Origin of the sequence: Staphylococcus sp. OJ82 (assembly GCF_000294465.1) — a bacterium.
Classification (GTDB): Bacteria; Bacillota; Bacilli; order Staphylococcales; family Staphylococcaceae; genus Staphylococcus; species Staphylococcus equorum.
On sequence record NZ_ALPU01000003.1, the window covers coordinates 244,816 to 266,094 of the forward strand.

At 33.2% G+C, this 21,279-nt stretch carries 17 protein-coding genes; 12 read left to right on the forward strand and 5 right to left on the reverse strand.

Annotated features, from left to right (window positions below; genetic code table 11):
- Positions 1 to 23: 23 nt before the first annotated feature.
- Positions 24 to 836 carry a VOC family protein gene (locus SOJ_RS03400; protein WP_002506689.1) on the reverse strand — a complete coding sequence of 271 codons (813 nt, stop codon included), beginning with the start codon at positions 834 to 836 and terminating at the stop codon, positions 24 to 26.
- A gap of 187 nt (positions 837 to 1,023) precedes the next feature.
- On the opposite strand from SOJ_RS03400, the gene SOJ_RS03405 reads away from it, so the two are divergent.
- The 3 genes from SOJ_RS03405 to SOJ_RS03415 all read left to right on the forward strand — a co-directional run bounded on the left by SOJ_RS03405 (position 1,024) and on the right by SOJ_RS03415 (position 5,262).
- The gene (locus SOJ_RS03405) at positions 1,024 to 1,569 is read left to right on the forward strand and encodes a tubby C-terminal domain-like protein (RefSeq protein WP_002506690.1); all 546 of its coding nucleotides are present in this window, start codon (positions 1,024 to 1,026) and stop codon (positions 1,567 to 1,569) included.
- A gap of 155 nt (positions 1,570 to 1,724) precedes the next feature.
- The gene (locus tag SOJ_RS03410; RefSeq protein ID WP_002506691.1) at positions 1,725 to 3,506 is read left to right on the forward strand and encodes an ABC transporter ATP-binding protein; all 1,782 of its coding nucleotides are present in this window, start codon (positions 1,725 to 1,727) and stop codon (positions 3,504 to 3,506) included.
- Entirely contained in the window at positions 3,499 to 5,262 is a 1,764-nt protein-coding gene (locus tag SOJ_RS03415; RefSeq protein WP_002506692.1) for an ABC transporter ATP-binding protein, read from the forward strand. The genes SOJ_RS03410 and SOJ_RS03415 overlap by 8 nt, the downstream gene beginning before the upstream one ends.
- A gap of 202 nt (positions 5,263 to 5,464) precedes the next feature.
- On the opposite strand, the gene SOJ_RS03420 is transcribed toward SOJ_RS03415, so the two are convergent.
- Positions 5,465 to 5,743, reverse strand: a complete 279-nt coding sequence (locus SOJ_RS03420; RefSeq protein ID WP_002506693.1) for a GNAT family N-acetyltransferase — start codon at positions 5,741 to 5,743, stop codon at positions 5,465 to 5,467.
- 198 nt (positions 5,744 to 5,941) lie between these two features.
- Here SOJ_RS03420 and SOJ_RS03425 point away from each other — a divergent pair, with 198 nt between their 5' ends.
- Positions 5,942 to 6,985, forward strand: a complete 1,044-nt coding sequence (locus SOJ_RS03425) for a metal ABC transporter solute-binding protein, Zn/Mn family (protein ID WP_002506694.1) — start codon at positions 5,942 to 5,944, stop codon at positions 6,983 to 6,985.
- A gap of 93 nt (positions 6,986 to 7,078) precedes the next feature.
- On the opposite strand, the gene aldA is transcribed toward SOJ_RS03425, so the two are convergent.
- Positions 7,079 to 8,503: an aldehyde dehydrogenase gene (gene aldA, locus SOJ_RS03430; protein WP_002506695.1), complete on the reverse strand. Its 1,425-nt coding sequence runs from the start codon at positions 8,501 to 8,503 to the stop codon at positions 7,079 to 7,081.
- A 272-nt stretch (positions 8,504 to 8,775) separates the two neighbouring features.
- Between aldA and SOJ_RS03435 the strand changes: the two genes are divergently transcribed.
- From SOJ_RS03435 to mhqD, 4 genes are all read left to right on the forward strand, one after another.
- A complete protein-coding gene (locus SOJ_RS03435) occupies positions 8,776 to 9,210 on the forward strand; it encodes a MarR family winged helix-turn-helix transcriptional regulator (protein ID WP_002506696.1) in 435 nt (144 codons plus the stop codon).
- A 68-nt stretch (positions 9,211 to 9,278) separates the two neighbouring features.
- Complete coding sequence (gene mhqE / locus SOJ_RS03440; RefSeq protein WP_002506697.1) at positions 9,279 to 10,235, forward strand: ring-cleaving dioxygenase MhqE; 957 nt, start codon at positions 9,279 to 9,281, stop codon at positions 10,233 to 10,235.
- 53 nt (positions 10,236 to 10,288) lie between these two features.
- Positions 10,289 to 11,188 carry a VOC family protein gene (locus SOJ_RS03445; protein ID WP_002506698.1) on the forward strand — a complete coding sequence of 300 codons (900 nt, stop codon included), beginning with the start codon at positions 10,289 to 10,291 and terminating at the stop codon, positions 11,186 to 11,188.
- A gap of 76 nt (positions 11,189 to 11,264) precedes the next feature.
- Positions 11,265 to 11,858 (forward strand): methylhydroquinone degradation carboxylesterase MhqD, encoded by a 594-nt coding sequence (gene mhqD, locus SOJ_RS03450; protein ID WP_002506699.1) that lies wholly within the window; start codon positions 11,265 to 11,267, stop codon positions 11,856 to 11,858.
- A 254-nt stretch (positions 11,859 to 12,112) separates the two neighbouring features.
- On the opposite strand, the gene SOJ_RS03455 is transcribed toward mhqD, so the two are convergent.
- Complete coding sequence (locus SOJ_RS03455) at positions 12,113 to 13,171, reverse strand: YkvI family membrane protein (protein ID WP_002506700.1); 1,059 nt, start codon at positions 13,169 to 13,171, stop codon at positions 12,113 to 12,115.
- A 347-nt stretch (positions 13,172 to 13,518) separates the two neighbouring features.
- On the opposite strand from SOJ_RS03455, the gene SOJ_RS03460 reads away from it, so the two are divergent.
- Positions 13,519 to 15,294, forward strand: coding sequence for a cation:proton antiporter (locus SOJ_RS03460; RefSeq protein ID WP_069818503.1), 1,776 nt, complete (start codon positions 13,519 to 13,521; stop codon positions 15,292 to 15,294).
- Positions 15,295 to 15,362: 68 nt separating this feature from the next.
- Here the strand turns inward: SOJ_RS03460 and SOJ_RS03465 are convergent, their stop codons facing one another.
- Positions 15,363 to 17,315: a fructose-bisphosphatase class III gene (locus tag SOJ_RS03465; protein ID WP_002506702.1), complete on the reverse strand. Its 1,953-nt coding sequence runs from the start codon at positions 17,313 to 17,315 to the stop codon at positions 15,363 to 15,365.
- 517 nt (positions 17,316 to 17,832) lie between these two features.
- Here SOJ_RS03465 and putP point away from each other — a divergent pair.
- The 3 genes from putP to budA all read left to right on the forward strand — a co-directional run bounded on the left by putP (position 17,833) and on the right by budA (position 20,872).
- Complete coding sequence (gene putP / locus SOJ_RS03470; RefSeq protein WP_002506703.1) at positions 17,833 to 19,383, forward strand: sodium/proline symporter PutP; 1,551 nt, start codon at positions 17,833 to 17,835, stop codon at positions 19,381 to 19,383.
- A 303-nt stretch (positions 19,384 to 19,686) separates the two neighbouring features.
- Complete coding sequence (locus SOJ_RS03475) at positions 19,687 to 19,971, forward strand: putative quinol monooxygenase (protein WP_002506704.1); 285 nt, start codon at positions 19,687 to 19,689, stop codon at positions 19,969 to 19,971.
- Between the two features lie 202 nt (positions 19,972 to 20,173).
- Positions 20,174 to 20,872 carry an acetolactate decarboxylase gene (budA, locus tag SOJ_RS03480; RefSeq protein ID WP_002506705.1) on the forward strand — a complete coding sequence of 233 codons (699 nt, stop codon included), beginning with the start codon at positions 20,174 to 20,176 and terminating at the stop codon, positions 20,870 to 20,872.
- Positions 20,873 to 21,279 lie beyond the last annotated feature (407 nt).

Sequence of the window (21,279 nt, forward strand, 5' to 3'; positions counted from 1 at the left end):
TTTATTCGAAAAATTACCAGTAGTTATTTATTTTTATCAGCCACAAGTGAAGCGTCGCTGTGTATTGCAATTTCAAAACCTTCTGGTCCGATAAATTGTTCAGAAGTTGCACTAGGTTTGTATATATCAACATGTGATAAACCTAAACTTGTGTCGTTATCTTGACGTACCGTGTTGGATTGCCATACGTTTGCTGCGATATGGTGGTGGTATTGATTAGTAGACATAAATAGCGCTTGTGGGTAATCGGAAATATGATCTAATCCCAATTGATCAATATAATAATGACGCGCTTGTTCTAAGTCTGCAGTTTTTAAATGTAAATGTCCTATTTTGGCATCGTCAGGCATACCTTGCCAACCTGTTTCTGTACGTTGTGCAACAAGGTCATTAACATCGACTTGCAGTGTATCCATTTTTACTTTATTGCCGTTCCATGACCATTCGTTTTTTGAGCGGTCATCATAGATTTCAATCCCGTTGCCTTCAGGATCTGAAAGGTATAACGCTTCACTGACAAGGTGGTCACCTCCACCAACTTGAATGCCTAAACTTGATGCGTGATATAAGAAGTTAGCTAAATCTATTCTAGATGGTAATAGTAGGGCGATATGGAATAGACCCGCTTCTTTCATAGAAGGGCGACGTCCATCAGTGATTTCGTGTAAAGTTAAAGTGTGACCATGGTTGCCTATATTAAATATGACGTCCTTTTGAGTTTCAGTATTGACGGTTAAACCTAAAATTTGTTTATAAAATTTAATCATTGTTGATAGGTTTTCAACATTTAAAGTGATATTCGTTACTTGGATTGATGTATTATCGTGAAAAGTCATAATAAAGCTCCTTATCATTACTTGTATTTATTATTGTTACAAGTTTGAGTTTAGAGTATCTTACTTTATAAGTCAACACAATTTGCTCGAATGTACAAATAGAATTTCAAAGCGATTTATAGTTTGAATTTCAGCATGCGGTATATTAAGGTTAAATGAAAAAAGTTAGCGGATAGGAGTTTTGAAAATGGCACATTATTATTTTAAAGAAAATTTTTTCAGTTCTTCCAAAGCAGTAATTGATGTGTTTAATGATAAGGATGAAGCGGTATTTAAGTTACAATTATTTTATACTTCATCAACACAAGAGGCTTTTGCAATGTTTGGCAATAGCAAACAAAACTTTGAGATCACAGATGGCAAAGATACGTATCGTATTCTTCAGGAAAAAACTATAAGTGGGGCGTTTAAAACACCATTTAAAACAGTATGGCAAGTAGAAAAAAACGACAATCCAATAGGTGTTTTTCGTTCGAAAATAGGCTTTAAACCTACGTTGCTTTTTGAGGGTAATAAAGGTGATACATTAAAATTTCAATCAGGACTTTTTTCTAGAAGTGTAAAAGTGACAGATGGACATAATGAATTAATGCAAACAAAGTCTGAGCGCTTTAAATTAGCGTCACGTCATGACGTATATATTGAAGGTGAAACGTATCACCCAGCAATGTTAATTATGTTGTTCCAAGTGTTTTACGAATTTCAAGAACAACAGCGAAAAAACTCAAACTAAAATGTATTATATTTATGCCGGCAGTGATTTTCATTGCCGGTATTTTTATATGTCTTTTAGTGACTTGTAGTGTAAAAATATTGATATATTTACCTATGTAAACTTGTGGTAAACTATAGAGAAAGTGTAATTAACATGATTTTGGAGGTGAGGAATTGAAAGTATTTTGGAAATTAGGATGGTTTTTTAAACAACAAAAAAAGAGTTATATTGTTGGTTTATTTACGTTGCTATTAATCGCATTAATTGAAATCGTACCACCTCAAATCATAGGTAAGACAATAGACCAAATGACGACAAATAAGCTAACACCCAAATTATTAACAATCTACCTTATTATCCTAACTATTGTAGCGATATTAACGTATGTTTTAAGATATGTATGGAGATTATCCATTTTTGGAACGAGTCAAAAGCTAGGGCAGACTTTGAGAACCTATTTGTATGAAAAATACACGGCTATGAGCGCGATATTTTTCCAAAACAGACGTACAGGCGATTTAATGGCGCATGCAACTAACGATATAAGAGCAGTACAAAATGCTGCAGGTGCGGGTATTCTAATGATTGCTGATTCGTTAATTAGTGGAGGTACCGTTGTAATTACTATGGCTACGACGGTAAGTTGGAAACTAACATTAATTGCACTTATTCCCTTACCTTTTATGGTGTTATTAACGAGTTACTATGGATCACTTTTAAGCAAAGGATTTAAAAAAGCACAAGCTGCGTTTAGTAAATTGAATGATAAAACGCAGGAAAGTGTTGCAGGTATTAAAGTGACTAAAACATTTGGTTATGAATCAAGTGACCAAGCAGATTTTAAAGCACTCAGTGATGATGTTGTAGCTAAAAATTTAAAAGTATCGAAAATAGATGCTTTATTTGATCCTACGATAACTTTGGTAATTGGTACTAGCTATTTTTTAGCGATTGCATTTGGTGCACAAATGGTATTTCAAAATGAGATTACGCTAGGACAACTTATTACTTTTACTACATATTTAGGCATGCTCGTATGGCCATTATTAGCGCTAGGTTTATTTTTTAATATTGTGCAGAGAGCCAAAGCGTCTTATGAGCGTATTGATGAAATTGAAAACTTACCGAACGATATAGAAACCACTTATAAAATCGATGGTCCTCCAACGGGTGACATTATATTTAATATAGAACAGTTTAATTTCCCGGGTAATGATGAACAAGGACTATATGATATGCATTTTTCAGTTAAGCAGGGATCGACACTTGGAATTGTAGGACGTACAGGTTCTGGGAAAAGTGCATTAATACGTTTGCTATTGAGAGAATTTGATACTAAAAGACCGCAAGATATCACTTACGGTGGTCATCCAATACGTGATTATAATGTGAAGCATTTAAGAGCTCAGTTTGGCTATGTGCCACAAGAACATTTTTTATTCTCCACAACGATACGTAATAATATTGCATTTAGTAATGAGGAGATTGATGATGACAGTATTTATGAAGCGAGTCGCTTAAGTCATATTCATGACGATATTATGGCTTTCCCCAATAGTTATCATACTGTAGTTGGTGAACGGGGTGTTTCTTTATCTGGTGGTCAAAAGCAACGTGTGTCAATCGCACGAGCATTGTTAGTAGACCCAGAAGTTCTTATCTTGGATGATTCATTGTCAGCTGTGGATGCGCAAACGGAAGAAGCTATTTTAGCTAATTTAGAAAGTGTGAGAAATGGTAAAACCAATATCATTACTGCACATCGTATGAGCGCTGTAAAACATGCAGACTTCATCATTGTATTGGATGAAGGGACAATCGTTGAAAGTGGTACTCATAACTCACTCATAGAGAAAAAAGGTTGGTATTATGAAACGTATCAAGCCCAAGCTTTACAAGATAAGTTATCACGTAACTTAGATCATCTTACGAAAGGGGGCGATGAAAATGACTGAACGTACTAACTTAACTGCAAAGGACCAAGGAAGTGCATTAATTCGGTTGTTTAAATATACGTTACCCTATAAAGGTACGATTACATTAGCCTTTATCATGCTTATCTTATCCACTGTGGCAAGTATGATGACACCGTATATGGTCAAGATATTTATTGATGATTATTTAACGCCACGCCATTTTCCAAAAGATACGATGATTTGGTTGATTGTTATATTTTTAGGTATACAAATCATAGGTGCTATCACACTTTATTTCAGTCAGTATATGTTCCAATATTTAGCTTTTAAGGTAATCCAACAATTGCGTATTGATGCTTTTAACAAATTAGGTAAATTAGGGATGAAGTATTTCGATAAAGTCCCTGGAGGCAGTATTGTATCAAGATTGACGAATGATACAGAAACAATTGTGGATATGATCATTGGTGTGTTTTCAACTTTTATCATGGCATTTTTTATGATGATTGCAAGTTACATTATGATGTTTATTTTGGACGTAAAATTAGCATTAATTGCACTTGTGTTTTTACCTATTATTTTTATAATATTAGCGACGTATAGAAAATATTCTGCCTTTCTTTTTACTAAAACGAGACAAAGATTATCTGATTTGAACTCTAAATTAGCAGAATCAATTGAAGGTATGAGAATTATTCAAGCGTTTAATCAAGAGCAACGATTAAATAAAGAATTTAACAAGATTAATGATGAACATTATGACTATATGCTGAAGACAGTAAAACTTGATAGTTTATTATTACGTCCTGCTATCAGTTCTATATCTGTTTTTGCAGTGGTTATGATTCTTGGTTATTTTGGTGTTATTAGTTTTACTACTGGCATCACGGCAGGTGTTGTATTTGCGTTTGTACAATATATGGAACGTTTCTTTGAACCTATTAATCAAGTGAGTCAGAATTTAAATATCTTACAACAAGCACTTGTATCAGCTAGCAGAGTATTTGCACTTATTGATGATGACACTTATGAACCACAACAGCATGAAACCAATACACACAAAATTGAGGACGGGAAAATTGCATTTAAACATGTTAGTTTTAGTTATGATGGTGAAACAGATGTACTGAAAGATATCACTTTTACTGCCAATCCTGGTGAGATGGTAGCATTGGTTGGCCATACGGGTTCTGGAAAGAGTTCCATCGTTAACTTGTTTATGCGTTTTTATGAATTTAACCGAGGTGACATTGAAGTCGATGGCAATTCACTTAAGACTATACCTAAAGCTGAATTAAAAGAGAAAATAGGTTTAGTTTTACAAGATGCATTTATATTTTACGGTACAATCGCATCTAATATTAAGTTATATCATCCTACGATGACGTTTGAACAAGTGAAGGCTGCAGCAGAATTTGTACATGCTAATCATTTTATTGAGAAATTGCCTAAGCAATATAATCATAAAGTAATAGAAAAAGGGAGTGCTTTTTCAAGTGGTGAAAGACAATTAATTGCATTCGCGAGAACAATTGCTACGAATCCTAAAGTATTAATTTTAGATGAAGCAACTGCAAATATAGATTCAGCAACAGAAGAGCAAATACAAAAATCATTAAATGAAATGCGAAAAGGTCGCACAACTTTAGCAATTGCACATAGATTATCCACAATACAAGATGCGGATCAAATCCTTGTATTAAATCGTGGGGAAATAGTAGAAAGAGGGACTCATGATCAATTGATTGCGCAACATGGTATATATCATAATATGTATTTACTACAAAATGGATAAAAAGAGGGCGGGCGTATGAAATCAAATTTGATTTCATACGCCCGCCCTACAAGGATGACTGAAAAAAGAATACAAGAACTAAAGCTCTTGCGTAAGAACTAGTCATCTCCATAAATGAGGAAGTAGTTCTTTAAGAACTTGAAATAAATTAAGTTAAATATCAGCTAGCTATTGTGAAATATCTAATTTAAAATTTTAAAGCTTAACCTACGTAAACATCTTGATAATCTGAATTCTTTTCAATTACTGCTTCAGCAAAAGGACAAGATGCAGTTACTTTTAAATTATTCTCACGTGCATAATCTACAACAGATTTAACTAATTTTGAACCAATACCTTGTCCACCAAATTCTTCTGGAACACCAGTGTGATCGATATCAATTTGATTATCACCTTGTTGTTTAAAAGTAATTTGCGCTTGTGGGTTATTTTCATCATCACCAATGTAAAATTTATTCGTACCTTGTTTAATATCAGCCATTTTATCACTCCTATTATAAATGTATTACTTACTAAATATCACGTTTTGCCAAATGTTAAACAATTTACAGTATGAATTAATATAGAAGTGATAAAGTTAAGTAAAGAAATATATAATGATTAAGCGAAAACCATTGAAAAATATGTGAAATAAGTTTATAGTTTTAACGGAATAATTTCGATTTGGAGGGGCAATTTTTTGAAAAAAAGTATACTGTTGATACTGACATGTGTATGCGCTGTGTTACTCAGTGCATGCGGGGATATTAATAAAGAAGAAAAACAAGACGTCAGTTCTAAAAATAAACTTAAAATATATACGACTGCATTTGCATTCAAAAGTTTTACCGAACAAATCGGTGGTAAATATGTTGAAGCGGAATCTATTTACCCACCTGGTGCTGATATGCACTCATTTGAGCCTACGCAAAAAGAAATGATTAATATTGCTAAAGGTGATTTATTTGTTTATTCCAGTGAAGCTATGGATCCAGTCGCAAAAACAATTACGCGTTCTATCAATAATGATAATTTAAAATTGCCCTTAGCAAAAAATTTGAGTGAAGACGATTTTAATGCTAATCATAAACATGAGGAAACAGCGCACGAACACGAGGAAGCAGAGCATAACCATGAACATGAGGAAACAGCGCACGAACACGAGGAAGCAGAGCATAGCCATGAACATGAAGACGAACACGAAGGTCATGATCATGGCAAGAATGACCCTCATGTGTGGCTCGATCCAGAAATGAACAAAATATTTGCGAAAGAAATCAGAGATGATTTAACGAAAAAAGATCCTAAACACCAAGATTATTATGACAAAAATTATCAAAAATTAGTTAAAGATATTGAAGATATTGATGAGCAAATGAAAGCAATTACTAAAGATACGAAACGTGATAAAGTAGTTATTTCGCATGATTCTATCGGTTATTTAGCTAACAGATATGGTTTTGAGCAAGTGGGTGTTAGCGGTATGAATAATGAAGAACCAAGTCAAAGAGATTTGATGGATATTGTTAAAAACATTAAAGCAACAGGACAACCTTACGTTTTATATGAACAAAATATTTCTTCTAAAGTAACGAATGTCATTCAGAAAGAATCTGATACGACACCGTTAGGTTTCCATAATATGGCAACCTTGTCCAAATCCGAAGTGGATAAAGAAAACATTTCATATCAATCATTGATGAAAGAAAACATAAAATCATTGGATAAAGCTTTGAACGATTAAAAAATCAAAGTCAAAAAGCCACGAAAGAATGCTATTTTAGCACATTTCTTCGTGGCTTTTTACTGTTATTATTCAAGTCTGTGACTGATGTGTCTAGTCGTATCTTATATAAGATACAGTGGTATTATAATATTCATCAAGGCCATGAATGCCATCAGCGCCACCTATACCAGATTCTCTCCAACCGGCATGGAAACCATTTACAACTTCTTCAGCTTCACAGTTAGCATAAACTTCGCCAAATTTAAATCGCTCTGTAGCAGTCATTATTTCTTTTAAATCTTCAGAAAAGATAAATGACGATAATCCGGCATTAGTATCGTTTGCTTGTTCAATAGCATCTTCAAATTCATTATATGTCACAATCGGTATGACAGGACCAAAAATTTCTTCTTTAAATGCACTATCTTGAGGATTAACTTTATCTAAAATAGTTGGTTCATAAAAATAGCCGGCGCCATCAACTTTATGTCCGCCTGTAATTAAGTCAGCACCATTTTTCACAGCATCTTGTACTTTGTCATCAATGCTATCAAGCTGTTGTTGATTAATAATAGCACCATAGTCTGTGTCTTTATTGAATGGATCACCAACTTTAAGTTGTTCCATCTTACCTTTTAATTTATTGATAAATGTATCGTGAATCGCTTCGTGTACAAAAATACGTTCTGGACATGTACACACTTGACCAGCATTGTTTACTCTTGCTGTAACGATATAGTCAACAGCTTTATCTAAATTAGCGTTTGAAGTGACGAGCGCAGGTGCATTACCACCAAGCTCTAAATTAACCTTTTTAACTGTACTAGCACTTTCAGCGTATACAGATTTACCTGCACGCATACTACCAGTAAGAGAGATTAATTGAATGTCCGGATGTTGTGCCAATTGAGTGCCAACTGTTTCGCCTTTACCTGGTAGAATTTGTACAAGACCAGCAGGTATTGTAGATTCACGAATAAGTTCTGCAAGTTTAAGTGTAATTAAAGAAGTTGCTTCACTTGGCTTAATCACTACCGAACAGCCAGTAACGATAGCCGGTATGACTTTTCTCATTAATACCATAATTGGCGCGTTCCAAGGAACGATGCCAGCAGTAACACCAACGGGTTTTTTCGTAAGTAAAATAGTTTCGTTTTCACGACTATTTTGTAAAACTTCACCTTTGTTACTCATGCTTAAACTAGTCATATAATCGATGAACTGAATCGCTTTATCAATTTCACCCTTAGCTGAAGCAAGTGTTTTACCTTGTTCTTTAACGTATAGTTCTGCCAATGTATCTTTATTCTGTTCTAATAATGGAATTAATAATTTTACATGATCAGCACGCGTAGGTTCAGGTACTTTTTCCCATTCTAACTGGGCGTGTTTTGATTTTTCTACTGCATCATTAACTTCGGATTCTGTTGCGAATGAAATTGTATCTATTATTTCTTCCGTAGCAGGGTTGATTACGTCTGCTGTGTCAGTTGATTTACTTTCGATAAATTCATTATTAATAAATAATTTGTTCAATTATGACACCTCCATATACTTTCTTCTACCACTGAATATTTTTTGAAAACGAGAATGAGAGAAAAATATTATTTTGTATAATAATTAATTGGATATTTTAATTTAAATTCGAAGTAAAAATAAGCGATGAAAATGACTTTTAGTCTCAACTAAGACCATAAAATAGATGTTTTATTTATTTTGGTATATTTTTTATACTTATATGTTGACTATGTTATTGAGAGGTGTTATATTTATCTCGAATTCGAAATGAATTGAAAGTTGGTGACGTAATGGACCGTACAAAAGAATCATTAAATACATTCATTGGATTAAACCGAACGGTAGACTATTTGGAACAAATTGTTAGGACAGACGTTCAACGTTATGGCTTAAATCTTACAGAATTTGAAGTAATGGAATTATTGTATAACAAAGGTGATCAACCGATACAACGTATTGGACAGAGAGTATTAATTGCTAGCAGTAGCATCACATATGTTGTAGATAAATTAGAAGAAAAAGGTTTTGTAATCAGAATACGTAATGAACAAGATAAACGTGTTACCAATGCTTCGCTTACCGATCAAGGACATGCATTGATGGATGATATATTTCCAGAACATGCAGCAACGTTAACATCAACATTCTCGGTACTTACCGATGAAGAAATGACCACATTAAAACAAGCTTTGAAAAAAATAAGTGCTCAATCCACAGAAGTGTAGTAGCACTTTTAAAATTTAGTGAAAATTACTTCGAAATCGAGATAAATTATAAAATAAGGAGTTTTATTATGACAAACAATCAATTATTAGGTATCCACCACGTAACTGCGATCACTGACGATGCAGAAAGAAACTATAAATTTTTCACAGAAGTATTAGGTATGAGACTTGTTAAAAAAACAGTAAACCAAGATGACATATATACGTATCACACATTTTTTGCAGATGATGTAGGTTCACCAGGAACAGATATGACATTTTTCGATTTTCCTAATGTGCCAAAAGGTACTGGAGGAACAAATTCAATTTCACGTTCATCGTTTAGAGTTCCAAATGATGCAGCGCTTGAATATTATGAACAACGTTTTAATGACTTTGAAATAAAACATGATGGCATACAAACGTTATTTGGCACAAAAGTTTTACCATTTGAAGAAGTGGATGGTCAAAGATACCAACTTGTATCAGATGAACATAATACAGGTGTTGCACCGGGTACACCATGGAAAAATGGTCCTGTACCAACAGACAAAGCTATTTATGGATTGGGACCAATTGAAATTACAGTTAGCTATTTTGAAGATTTTATCAAAATATTAGAACAAGTCTTTGGTATGAAAGTGAAACATGAAGAAAATAATGTTGCTTTATTAGAGGTCGGCGAAGGTGGCAATGGCGGTCAAGTAATTTTAAGAAAAGATGCTGAAGGACCAGCATCGCGTCAAGGCTACGGTGAAGTACATCATGTGTCATTTAGATTAAAAGATCATGAAGCAATTGAGCAATGGATGGAAAAATATAAAGAATTAGGTATAGGTAATTCTGGCTTAGTAGATAGATTTTATTTTGAAGCTTTATATGCACGTATTGGTCATATATTAATTGAAGTATCTACAGATGGCCCAGGTTTTATGGGTGACGAACCATATGAAACACTTGGAGAAAGTCTAGCACTGCCACCATTTTTAGAAGAACAACGTGAATATATTGAATCAGAAGTCAAACCATTTAACACAAAACGATAAAGCACTCGCGTTTAAAAAAAGTGAAAAGGTAAATAATTAGGGGGGGAACAATTATGGAAGCAATTCAACGCATTCATCATATTTCAGCAATTGTAGGTAATCCAGAAGAAAACATTCAGTTTTATAGAGATATATTAAATTTGAAATTAATTAAAAAAACAGTGAATTTTGATGACCCGTCTACGTATCATTTATATTTCTCGAATGGCAACGTCGATAATGGAACGATATTAACGTTTTTCAATTGGCCAAATGCGCATAAAGGTCGTATTGGTGCAGGCCAAGTTGAAAGAATTGCGTTTAGAATTCCAAAAGATGCTATTGCAGCTTGGGAACAACATTTACTAGAAAATGATATAAATGTAGAAAGAACACAGTTATTCGATAAAGAAACTTTAGAGTTTGATGATATACATGGTTTGCCATTGGCACTTGTTGAAGGAGAAACAAATGCAGATAATGACAAAGACATTATTGGTTTTCATGGTGTGACGATGTTGTCGATGGATCCAATAGCGACTGCACGTACCTTAACAAATGATATGGGATTGTCGCAAGTAAGTGAAAACGATGATTATATCCATATTGAAACAGCTGGTGATTGGCAACATCACGTCATGGTTCAGAAAGTCGCACCGGAAGAACATGTACGTTGGGGTGTTAGCGTTGTACATCACATTGCTTGGTCTGTACCTACAGATAAAGACCATCGTGGTTGGCAAGTAAAAATGACAGGAAAAGGTTACCACGTAACAGATGTTAAAGACCGTAATTATTTTAATGCAGTTTACATGAAAGAACATGGTGGTATTATTTTTGAATTTGCGACAGAGGGGCCAGGGTTTACCGTTGATGAACGGTTTGAGGAACTTGGTACACATTTGATGTTACCACCTCAATATGAAGAAAAAAGAGAAGAACTTTTACGCCATTTACCACCAATTAGAATATAGTGATGTATGATAATAGCAATTTTACACAGTAGCAATTTTAATGAATATAATACACAATTAAAGGAGATGTCGATATATGGAACACATTTTTAAAGAAGGCGAAGCAAACGCACCTACATTTATTTTATTACATGGTACAGGCGGGGATGAAAACGACTTGTTACCATTAGGTGAAGTATTGAATTCTAAATATAATGTATTAAGCGTTAGAGGAGAAGTTTCTGAAAATGGTATGAACCGTTACTTCAAACGTTTAGGAGAAGGAAAATACGATATCGAAGATTTAGAATATAGAACAGAGCGCTTAATTACATTTTTAAAAGAAGCGGCTGATAAATATAACTTTGATTTAGCACAAGCCATACCGGTAGGATTTTCAAATGGCTCAAATATAGCGATTAGCATGATGTTACATGATGATATTACATTTAAAAAAGCATTGTTATATGCACCACTTTATCCTGTAGATTTAGTGAACAATAAAGATTTAAGTGATGTAGATGTATTACTCTCTATGGGAGAAAACGATCCAATCGTTACTGTAGAAGCTAGTAAGAACGTAATTGATATTTTTGAGAGTCGTGGAGCAAATGTGACGCAAGTTTGGGTGAATAGTCACGAACTGACGCAAGCAGGTATTCAAGCAGGTCAAACAGTATTAAATCAATAATATATAATAATGAAAAATGTGAAACATTAAAACAATAGCAAGAAATAGAAGACATAAACTTCATGTGTGTAGTAGAGCGCATGCAGTTTATGTCTTGTTTTTTAATTTATAGATCATAATAACTAGATTTAAAATAGATAAAAAATAAGAGTCACTCTCAAAATAGAGTGACTCAGTGCGGTGGCAAAATATTCAATTTTGTCTGTATCCTATAAAACTGATTTTCTTTCGGAATATAGATAATCAATTATGTGTTATTCGGGTTTGTTTTTAAGTATACCTTTAATAAATATTGGAATTAATAGAATGAAACCGAAAATACCCATGATAGGGAATACTTTGCCTATCAATTCGATAAAACCAATAAAAGTTGTAGCAAAAGTAATAATTGCCATTATGGTAATTAAAATGTAATACGATTTACTATAAGGCTCAGTAAATCGTGAGGCGAACGCATACATTAATCCTACGACTGTGTTATAAATAACTAAAATCATAACGATAGCCATAAATACACCAATAAAAGGGGAAATATTATTGGCTAGTAATAATGATGGGAGTGCAACGCCTGTAATTTGGGCAAATTCTGTAACCATACCGAGATTGAGCATTAATAATAGGAAGGTAATGATAATACCACCAAAAATACCGCCCCAAATAGTTGATTTTTCAAATTTTAAACGACCTCCCATTACTGAAAGGAAGCTAAAAGCAGCAGCAATTTGTAAACTTCCGTAATTGATAGCATCGAACCACCACCAGTTATCTGTGCGGCCTTCACTATTTGCATAGCTGTTAGCAGCCTCAAAATTAAATTGGCCAGTTGAAAAATAATATATGGCAATAATCGTTACAAGTAAGACTAAGAATGGGGTAACCATGCCTAATACAGTAATTAAGCGATCAAATTTTAAAAAAAGTGTTAATAAAATAACTAAGATTAATAAAAATGAACTAAGACCATAGGGAATATCAAAACTTTCATTAATTGTAGATACGCCACCTGCAGTCATAATCATTGCTAATGCAAATAAAAATAATGTTAATATGACATCAAATATCGTTGCAATAGTACGAGGTAAGTAAAATTTGATCGGTTCTGTATGGCTATGTGAACGCAGACGATAACCTGTGTTCAGTACAAAAACCCCGCCAACAGTAATAATCAAGCCAGTAATAAAAACGCCATACACACTAAAATTACCGTTACTTGTAAAAAATTGGAAAATTTCTTGCCCTGTAGCAAAGCCAGCACCTACTACAACACCGACAAATGCAAAAGCAACAATAATAATTTCTTTGAATTTATTCATATTGTTTGGAATCCTTTCATGACAATTCATTATCCGAATTAAGTTATGTTATATAAAAAGCATCACAATAGTTAATTCTACCTTAAAAAGGAAGAGAAATAAACACGAAAGTTTATTTGGTGTAGACATATGTATATCAGGAGAGTACTCAACGAGGTATTTCGGAATAACGCTACGATTAAAGTGAAATATGTGTGGGTATATAGTGAAGGTCATTTTAGTGCGTTAAACTTCAAATTTTGATAGTATGTTTTTCTGTTAATGAATTTTTGAAAAAAGAATACAAAAGTTGTTTGATATTAAAAATAGAGAGAGGGAGTTATGTGACTTTACTAAACTTACCATTAATGTTGCTCATCGTTATATTTTTAGCGCTTGGCATTTTCAGCCAGTGGTTTGCTACCAGAATTAAATGGCCATCGATTGTAGTCATGGCTATCGTAGGGTTACTCGTAGGGCCTATATTTGGTCTGATTAACCCTCAAGAAAGTTTAGGGCAAGAAGTGTTCAGTCCGTTAGTATCATTAGCTGTAGCAATTATCTTATTCGAAGGAAGTAGTAATTTAGACTTTCGTGAATTAAAAGGTATTTCTAAGGCAGTGATGCGTATCATTACTATAGGAGCTACGATTGCTTGGTTCTTAGGTTCAATTGCCTTACATTATATATTAGGATTCTCATGGGCAATTTCACTCGTTTTAGGCGGTTTATTTTTAATAACGGGGCCTACCGTAATTCAACCGTTATTAAAACAAGCTAAAGTCCGAAAGAGTGTAGATTCAATATTAAGATGGGAAAGTATCATACTTGATCCTATTGGACCTATGTTAGCGCTCGGTGCTTTTTATGTGTTTCAAATATTTGAACAGGGCTTTGAATTGCAAATGATATTGAGTTTCATCTTACGTATCTTAGTAGCTGTGGTCATCGGTTTTGGCGCATCCTACTTATTTATGTGGTTGATTAAACGTGATTTAATCCCTCAAAATCTCATGCCACCGATTCAATTAGTTTTTATTTTATTAATATTTGCTATTTGTGACGAAATTTTACCAGAATCTGGATTACTTGCAGTTACAATTTTCGGTTTAATGATGGCACGCATGAAACGTCACGATTTAATATTTAAAGAATCTGATCATTTTATTGAGAATACATCATCAATCATGATTTCAACAGTCTTTATTTTAATTACATCTTCTTTAACATTAGAAGTATTAAAAAGTGTTATGTCGTGGAGATTATTTGTTTTTTGTGCAATTATGATTATTTTAATTAGACCAGTTTCAATCTTACTGGCTACGATAAATACAGAAATTTCAAAACGTGAACGCGCGATGGTGTCTATGATGGCACCACGTGGCATTGTCGTACTTACTGTTGCTCAGTTTTTTGGTGGCTTATTTGTAGAGAAAGGTACACCGATGGCTGAATTCATCACGCCAGTTACATTTGGTTTAGTGTTTATTACCGTAGTAATTTATGGTTTTAGTTTCTTACCATTGAGTAAAGTTATGAGGCTTTCAAGTACAGAACCACCGGGTGTAATCATTGTAGGGGAAAGTGAATTTGCTTTTCATCTCGGTGCAAAATTGAGAGAACATAATATTCCAGTTATGGCATTTAATTTATTTAAAAATACGTCTCAACGCTCACATGATTTAGATTTTGAAATTTTTGAAGGCAATTTACTGTCTAGTAATGATCGTATTTATGCAGATATGACACGTTACTACAAATGTTTACTGATGACGCAATCATTTGTATTTAACAGTCTAGCATTTAATGAATTAGTCCCAGAATTTGGTTTGAAAAATGTAGATATGATGCCCGTGTCATTTAGTGATGAACATGCACGCAGTAATGTGGATGGGCCAATCAAAAATCATATCCTTTTTGATTGGAATTTTACATCACGTTGGTTTAACCGTTTTATTAAAGATCACAATATTATAGAAATACCAGTATCTTGTAAAGGTGAGTTAACTAAAAATGATATGATACTTTATCATATTAGTGATGCTAAAGTCGTAACATTCAAGCGTGGTAATAATAATCCTGTAGAATCAGAAAAAGGGATGATTGGTTATTTGAAAGACGCTTATTTACATCAAAATATATAGAAAAAAGTCCATTTGCGCAATGATTTATTGTGAGCAAATGGACTTTTTTAATGCTTTTATATAGATGTTTAATTTACGAAGCGGTCATGCATTAACTCTTTTAAAATATCGATTTTTTCTTGAATAGTTTGGCCTGAATTTGTGTCACGTATTTTTTTACGCTGTAATTCTTTATCTACGACGCGACGAATCGAAAGTTCGTCAGCGCCGTTAAGTAGAACATGCTCTTTCGAATTAAAGTGTTTATGGGCCACAAGCTGCATACCGAATGAGTTATAAAGTAAGGTATAACCTGCGATGCCAGTCGTTGATTGATAGGCTTTTGAGAAACCGCCGTCAATTACGATCATTTTACCTTCTGCTTTAATTGGATTCTCGCCATCAATTTCTTTCACAGGGGTATGTCCGTTAATAATATGGCCTTGTTCAGGATCTAATCCAAAGTCTTTCAGCATTTTTTTACACATATCTACATCTTCACGTAAATAATAATATGGGTTTTTAGCTTCTTTATGTGCTGATTTATCAGTAATAAAGTAACGTTCGAAAGTTGTCATTGCACGTTTACCAAATAATGAAGAATATTTACCAGTCCATAAATACCACACGAGATCAGTTGCTAAGTCATCTTCAATTTCTTTATTATCGAATGCTTTTCTGACGTGAGTTTCAAAGTAGTCTAATAGGTTTCGACCATAACGTTTTTCACCGTCTATTGTCATAGATTCCATTTCACCATTTTCATCTACAGGAATGCAACCATGGATAAGTAAATTTCCATTATATGGCAAATAAAGCTTACCTTTTTGCATTAAGAAAGTCATATGACGTTTTAATTTTTCTGATTGTTGAACAGATAATAATAAATTGTTCATCACTTCTTCTTCTTCTTCAAGCAGTTTAGTAGGGTCTTTAGAATCAATTGTTTGGAAGCAAGTGTTTTCTAACGTGTAAGTCTTGCCGTACAATGTTGCTTCATTTTTAGTATAGTCGATATTTTCTAGCACTAAACGTTCTTCCATTTCGAATGCTGGGCGACGTTTAATAATAGGCGCTTCTAATTTAAACTGTAAGATTGCGACAGCTTGGTGTATTTTTGTAATTTGTTCTAATTCTGCTTGGGTTAAATCCTGAGTGTTTTTAGGTTGAAATGCTTTGTTATTACCGTCATAGTACTTTTCAGCAAGTGTTAATAATGGACGTAAATTAATACCATAGGCATCTTCAACAATATCTAAATTATTGTAACGTGCACAAATGCGCAGTAAATTGGCTAAACAAACCTTAGAACCAGCATATGCTCCAATCCATAAAACGTCATGATTGCCCCATTGAATATCTACTGAGGGATAATCAATAAGAGTCTCTAAAATTTTATCTGGCTCTGGTCCACGATCATAAATATCACCCACAACATGTAAATGATTAACTACTAAATGTTGGATGGTAAATGATAGACCGATGATTAAATCATCAGATTGTTCAAGCTCTATGATTTGATTGATTAGTGTTTCATAATATGAATGTTTGTTATTGTATTTATTACTTTTGTACAGTAACTCTTCAATAATAAAGACATAGTTTTTAGGCAGCGATTTACGTAATTTTGTACGTGTATACTTTGATGATGCATATGTAATCAATTTAATTAAACGATTAATTGTAGTTACATACCACTCATCTAATTCGGCTTTAGAAGTGAAATTATTTTTTATTAATTTTATTTTTTCTTCTGGGTAGTATACGAGTGAGGAAAATTCATTGATTTCTTTACGTGTTAAAGTATCTTGGAAAATGTCATTAATCTTTGATAGTACATTTCCAGAGCCATTACGTAACACGTGTTGGAAAGCATGGAACTCACCATGTAAATCACTGACGAAGTGTTCTGTACCTTTTGGAAGTTCTAAAATGGATTCCAAATTAATGATTTCTGTAGCCAATTCTTCTTTTGAGTGGAATTGTTCTGAAAGTAAATCTAAATATCTGTCCTTTACGCTCTTATCCGTTGTTTTACACATGATTTATGTCACTCCAGTTGTATAGTTTTTGTAATGTTTTGTATTACAGCTATGTAAAACGCTTTCATTATATAGTTTTTATTGTAGCATTAATTTTGATTATTATGTCTATTTCTTATTATATTATTAACTGTAAATAAATTCTAAAAAATGGCTTAATAATGTATAAACGATAGAAAATGTATACATAAGCTTATAAATAAAAAAGTTCGATTATTACAAAGATCAATGTAAAATAACACGTTACTCAAATACATTAAAAACGATATTTATATAAAAGTTGTGGGAAACATACATTTTTGTGAATTGTAAAAAGAGATTAAAAGCACCAAAAGAGAATTATTACACTTTTAATTTTAAGCGTTAAAAACGCTTATGTATCAGTGTTCAAAGTGCCATAAAGCCCTTTTAATAAAAAATGGAAGAAAAAACTTTCTGATAAGTGGTTTAAAATCTCTCTGATTTTTGTATAATGAATGCATGTGACAAAATCATAAAATAAAAGGGAGTTTGTTCAATGTTTACATTGGGAGCATCATTACAGAGTCAAGTAGATCCGAACTGGCAAACGTATATTATGCTAGCTGTCTATTTCATTGTATTATTAGGCATAGGTTACTATGGCTTTAAGCAATCGACAGGCAATGTCAGTGAATATATGTTGGGCGGCAGAAATATTGGTCCATATGTAACAGCGTTATCTGCAGGAGCATCCGACATGAGTGGTTGGATGATTATGGGACTACCTGGGGAAGTTTATACTACCGGACTGTCAGCAGCGTGGTTAGCTATTGGTCTAACTATAGGGGCATACATAAACTATATTGTTGTAGCACCGCGTCTCCGTGTATATACAGAGAAAGCTGGGGATGCTATTACGTTACCAGATTTCTTTAAAAACAGATTAGATGATAAATCTAACACTATTAAAATAATTGCCGGAGCAATTATTGTCGTATTCTTTACATTATATACTCATTCTGGAATGGTTTCAGGTGGCGTATTATTTGAAAGTGCATTTGGTATGAACTATCACTTAGGTATGGTAATCGTAGCAGTCATTGTTATTGGATATACATTCTTTGGTGGCTATTTAGCCGTATCATTAACAGACTTTTTCCAAGGGGTCGTTATGCTTATTGCTATGGTGATGGTACCGATTGTTGCTATGATGCAGTTAAGTGGACTTGATACAATATCACAAGCAGCAGAAATAAAACCAACGAATTTAGATTTATTTAAAGGGACAACAGCGATAGGTATTATTTCATTCTTTGCTTGGGGCTTAGGTTATTTTGGTCAGCCACATATCATTGTACGTTTTATGTCTATCAAATCAATCAAACAAATACCAACAGCAAGACGTTTTGGTATCGGTTGGATGGCAGTTAGCTTACTAGGAGCAGTAGGCGTTGGTCTTACAGGTATCACATTTATTAATAGTGGTGGCGCAGACATACAAGATCCAGAAACACTATTTATTTTAATGGGACAAATTTTATTCCATCCGCTTGTTGGTGGGTTCTTACTTGCTGCTATTTTAGCCGCGATTATGAGTACAATTTCTTCACAATTGTTAGTGACATCAAGTTCATTAACAGAAGACTTTTATAAAATATTCCGTGGTGAGAAAGCAGCCAAAGAACATGAAAAAGAATTTGTTTTGGTGGGACGTTTATCAGTAATCGTTGTAGCACTTATATCGCTTTGGATTGCTTGGACACCAAACGACACGATTTTAGGTCTTGTAGGTAATGCATGGGCAGGTTTTGGTGCGGCATTTGGACCACTTGTACTATTGTCATTATATTGGAAGGGCTTAAGTCGTACTGGTGCAGTAAGTGGTATGTTAGCAGGGGCAATTGTAGTAATTATATGGATTGCGTTTGTTAAACCACTTGGTGAAATCAATGATTTCTTTAATTTATATGAAATCATACCAGGCTTCTTAACAAGTTTAATTGTAACGGTTGTAGTAAGTAAATTTACTAAAAAACCTGACATCGATGTTGAAGGGGATTTAGCAGATGTACGTCAAACTGTTAAAAGCGTTGGCAAGAAAAAGTAAAACATAATTTAAATAAGGGGTTTAAATTATGTAGTCAAAATTAAACAAATAAGCTAGATGAAGTTTTATATTAAACTATAAAGTCACTCATTTAGTTTAAAACGGGAGAAATTATATATTATAAAAGACTAACTTCAAAGGGGGAGTTAGTCTTTTTTTGATATATTTGGTTTCAAAATTTGGAGTATTTCGATTTATTACTGAATGATACTTTTTTTAATAATTGATATTAAGCATGCAATGTTTGCGATATTTAGTTTGCGGTAATTTATAAAGATAATGATTTCCTAGGAGGAGAAAAAGATGATTACTGTAAATGCGATAATGAAAATTGATCCGTCAAAGCGTGATCAGTATTTAGCGTTAGTAGAACCGCTTGTATTAGCAGCTAACAAAGAAGACGGCGCATTGTATTATGCACATTTTGAACGAACGGATGAGCCTAATACATTTGCTTTTATCGAACAATATGAAAATGAAGAAGCTTTAGAAGTACACAATGGCACAGAACACTTTCAACACTTTTTCAAAGAAGTTACGCAATATTTGATTACAAAACCAGATATTAAGGTTTCTCAAACTAAATAAAATACCATTTCAAAAATAAGAGTCTAAACTTACACAATCTCGTGAGTTTAGACTTTTTATGCCTTTTAATATGGTCGATTAAGACACTAAGCTGTTGCAGTGTAATATAATGGTGTATAATTTCATGTTGGAAGCAATTATAATAAAAATACCCCCAATTTTAAAAAGTAAGTAATACGTTTTAGTAAGGAGAGAAGAAATAATGTTATATCAACACGGAACTTTAGGTACGTTGATGGCAGGTTTATTAGAAGGCACTGCTACGATTAACGAAATTTTAGAACATGGTAATTTAGGTATAGGAACATTAACTGGTTCTGATGGTGAAGTTATTATATTAGATGGTAACGCATATCATGCCAATGAATATGGTGAGTTCAAACAATTAGAAGGTAATGAAATGACACCATTCTCTACAGTTACCCCTTTCAAAGTAGATAAGCAATTTGATGTTCGCTATATCACGGACTCTGAAGCTTTGTTAAATGAAATACAACGTCAAGCAGCGAGTAATAATATATTTATAGCTGTCAAAATCACCGGTAAATTTGAAATGATTCATGTCAGAATGATGCCGAAACAAGAGAGACCTTATACTAAATTAATAGAATCGGCTAAAAAACAACCTGAATATACGCAAGAACAAGTGCATGGCACGATTGTAGGATTTTATTCTCCACAATTATTTCATGGCGTAGCTGCAGGAGGATTTCATTTACATTTTGTTGATAAAAATAAAACGTTTGGTGGCCATGTCTTAGACTTTGAATTTAATAGTGGCTCAGTAGAAATTAGTAATATAGAAACACTTGAACAACACTTTCCTGTGAATAATGATGAATTTTTAGAAACAGATATCGATTATTCAAGCGTTCATGAAGATATTAAAGAAGCAGAATAAATCATTTGGGCGATATAAAAAGATTTTTTACATCATACTAACAATGAAATGATTTATAATAAATTGTCTATGATATTATCCAATCAAATACGACAAAATATTTTTCAAAAAGTGTTAAAATAGTAAAGTGATGTTTTAAGTTGGACATATGTAATTTTTACGATAATAAACAATATTGTATTAAATATTGAATTGTTAGTAAGCTGAGATAAATAGACTACATGTGTTTACGACCTAATAAGACTAGGATATAAATACAACATACTATGTCGTAAATGTAAATTTGAGATTAAACAGTAACTGTCTGATATCTAATTGTACTTATATCAAACTTTTAAGATATTTAGTCAGCCTTGTGGGGGTTGGAATACGAAATCAAATTTCACATTTTTGATTTCTCTCCTTCT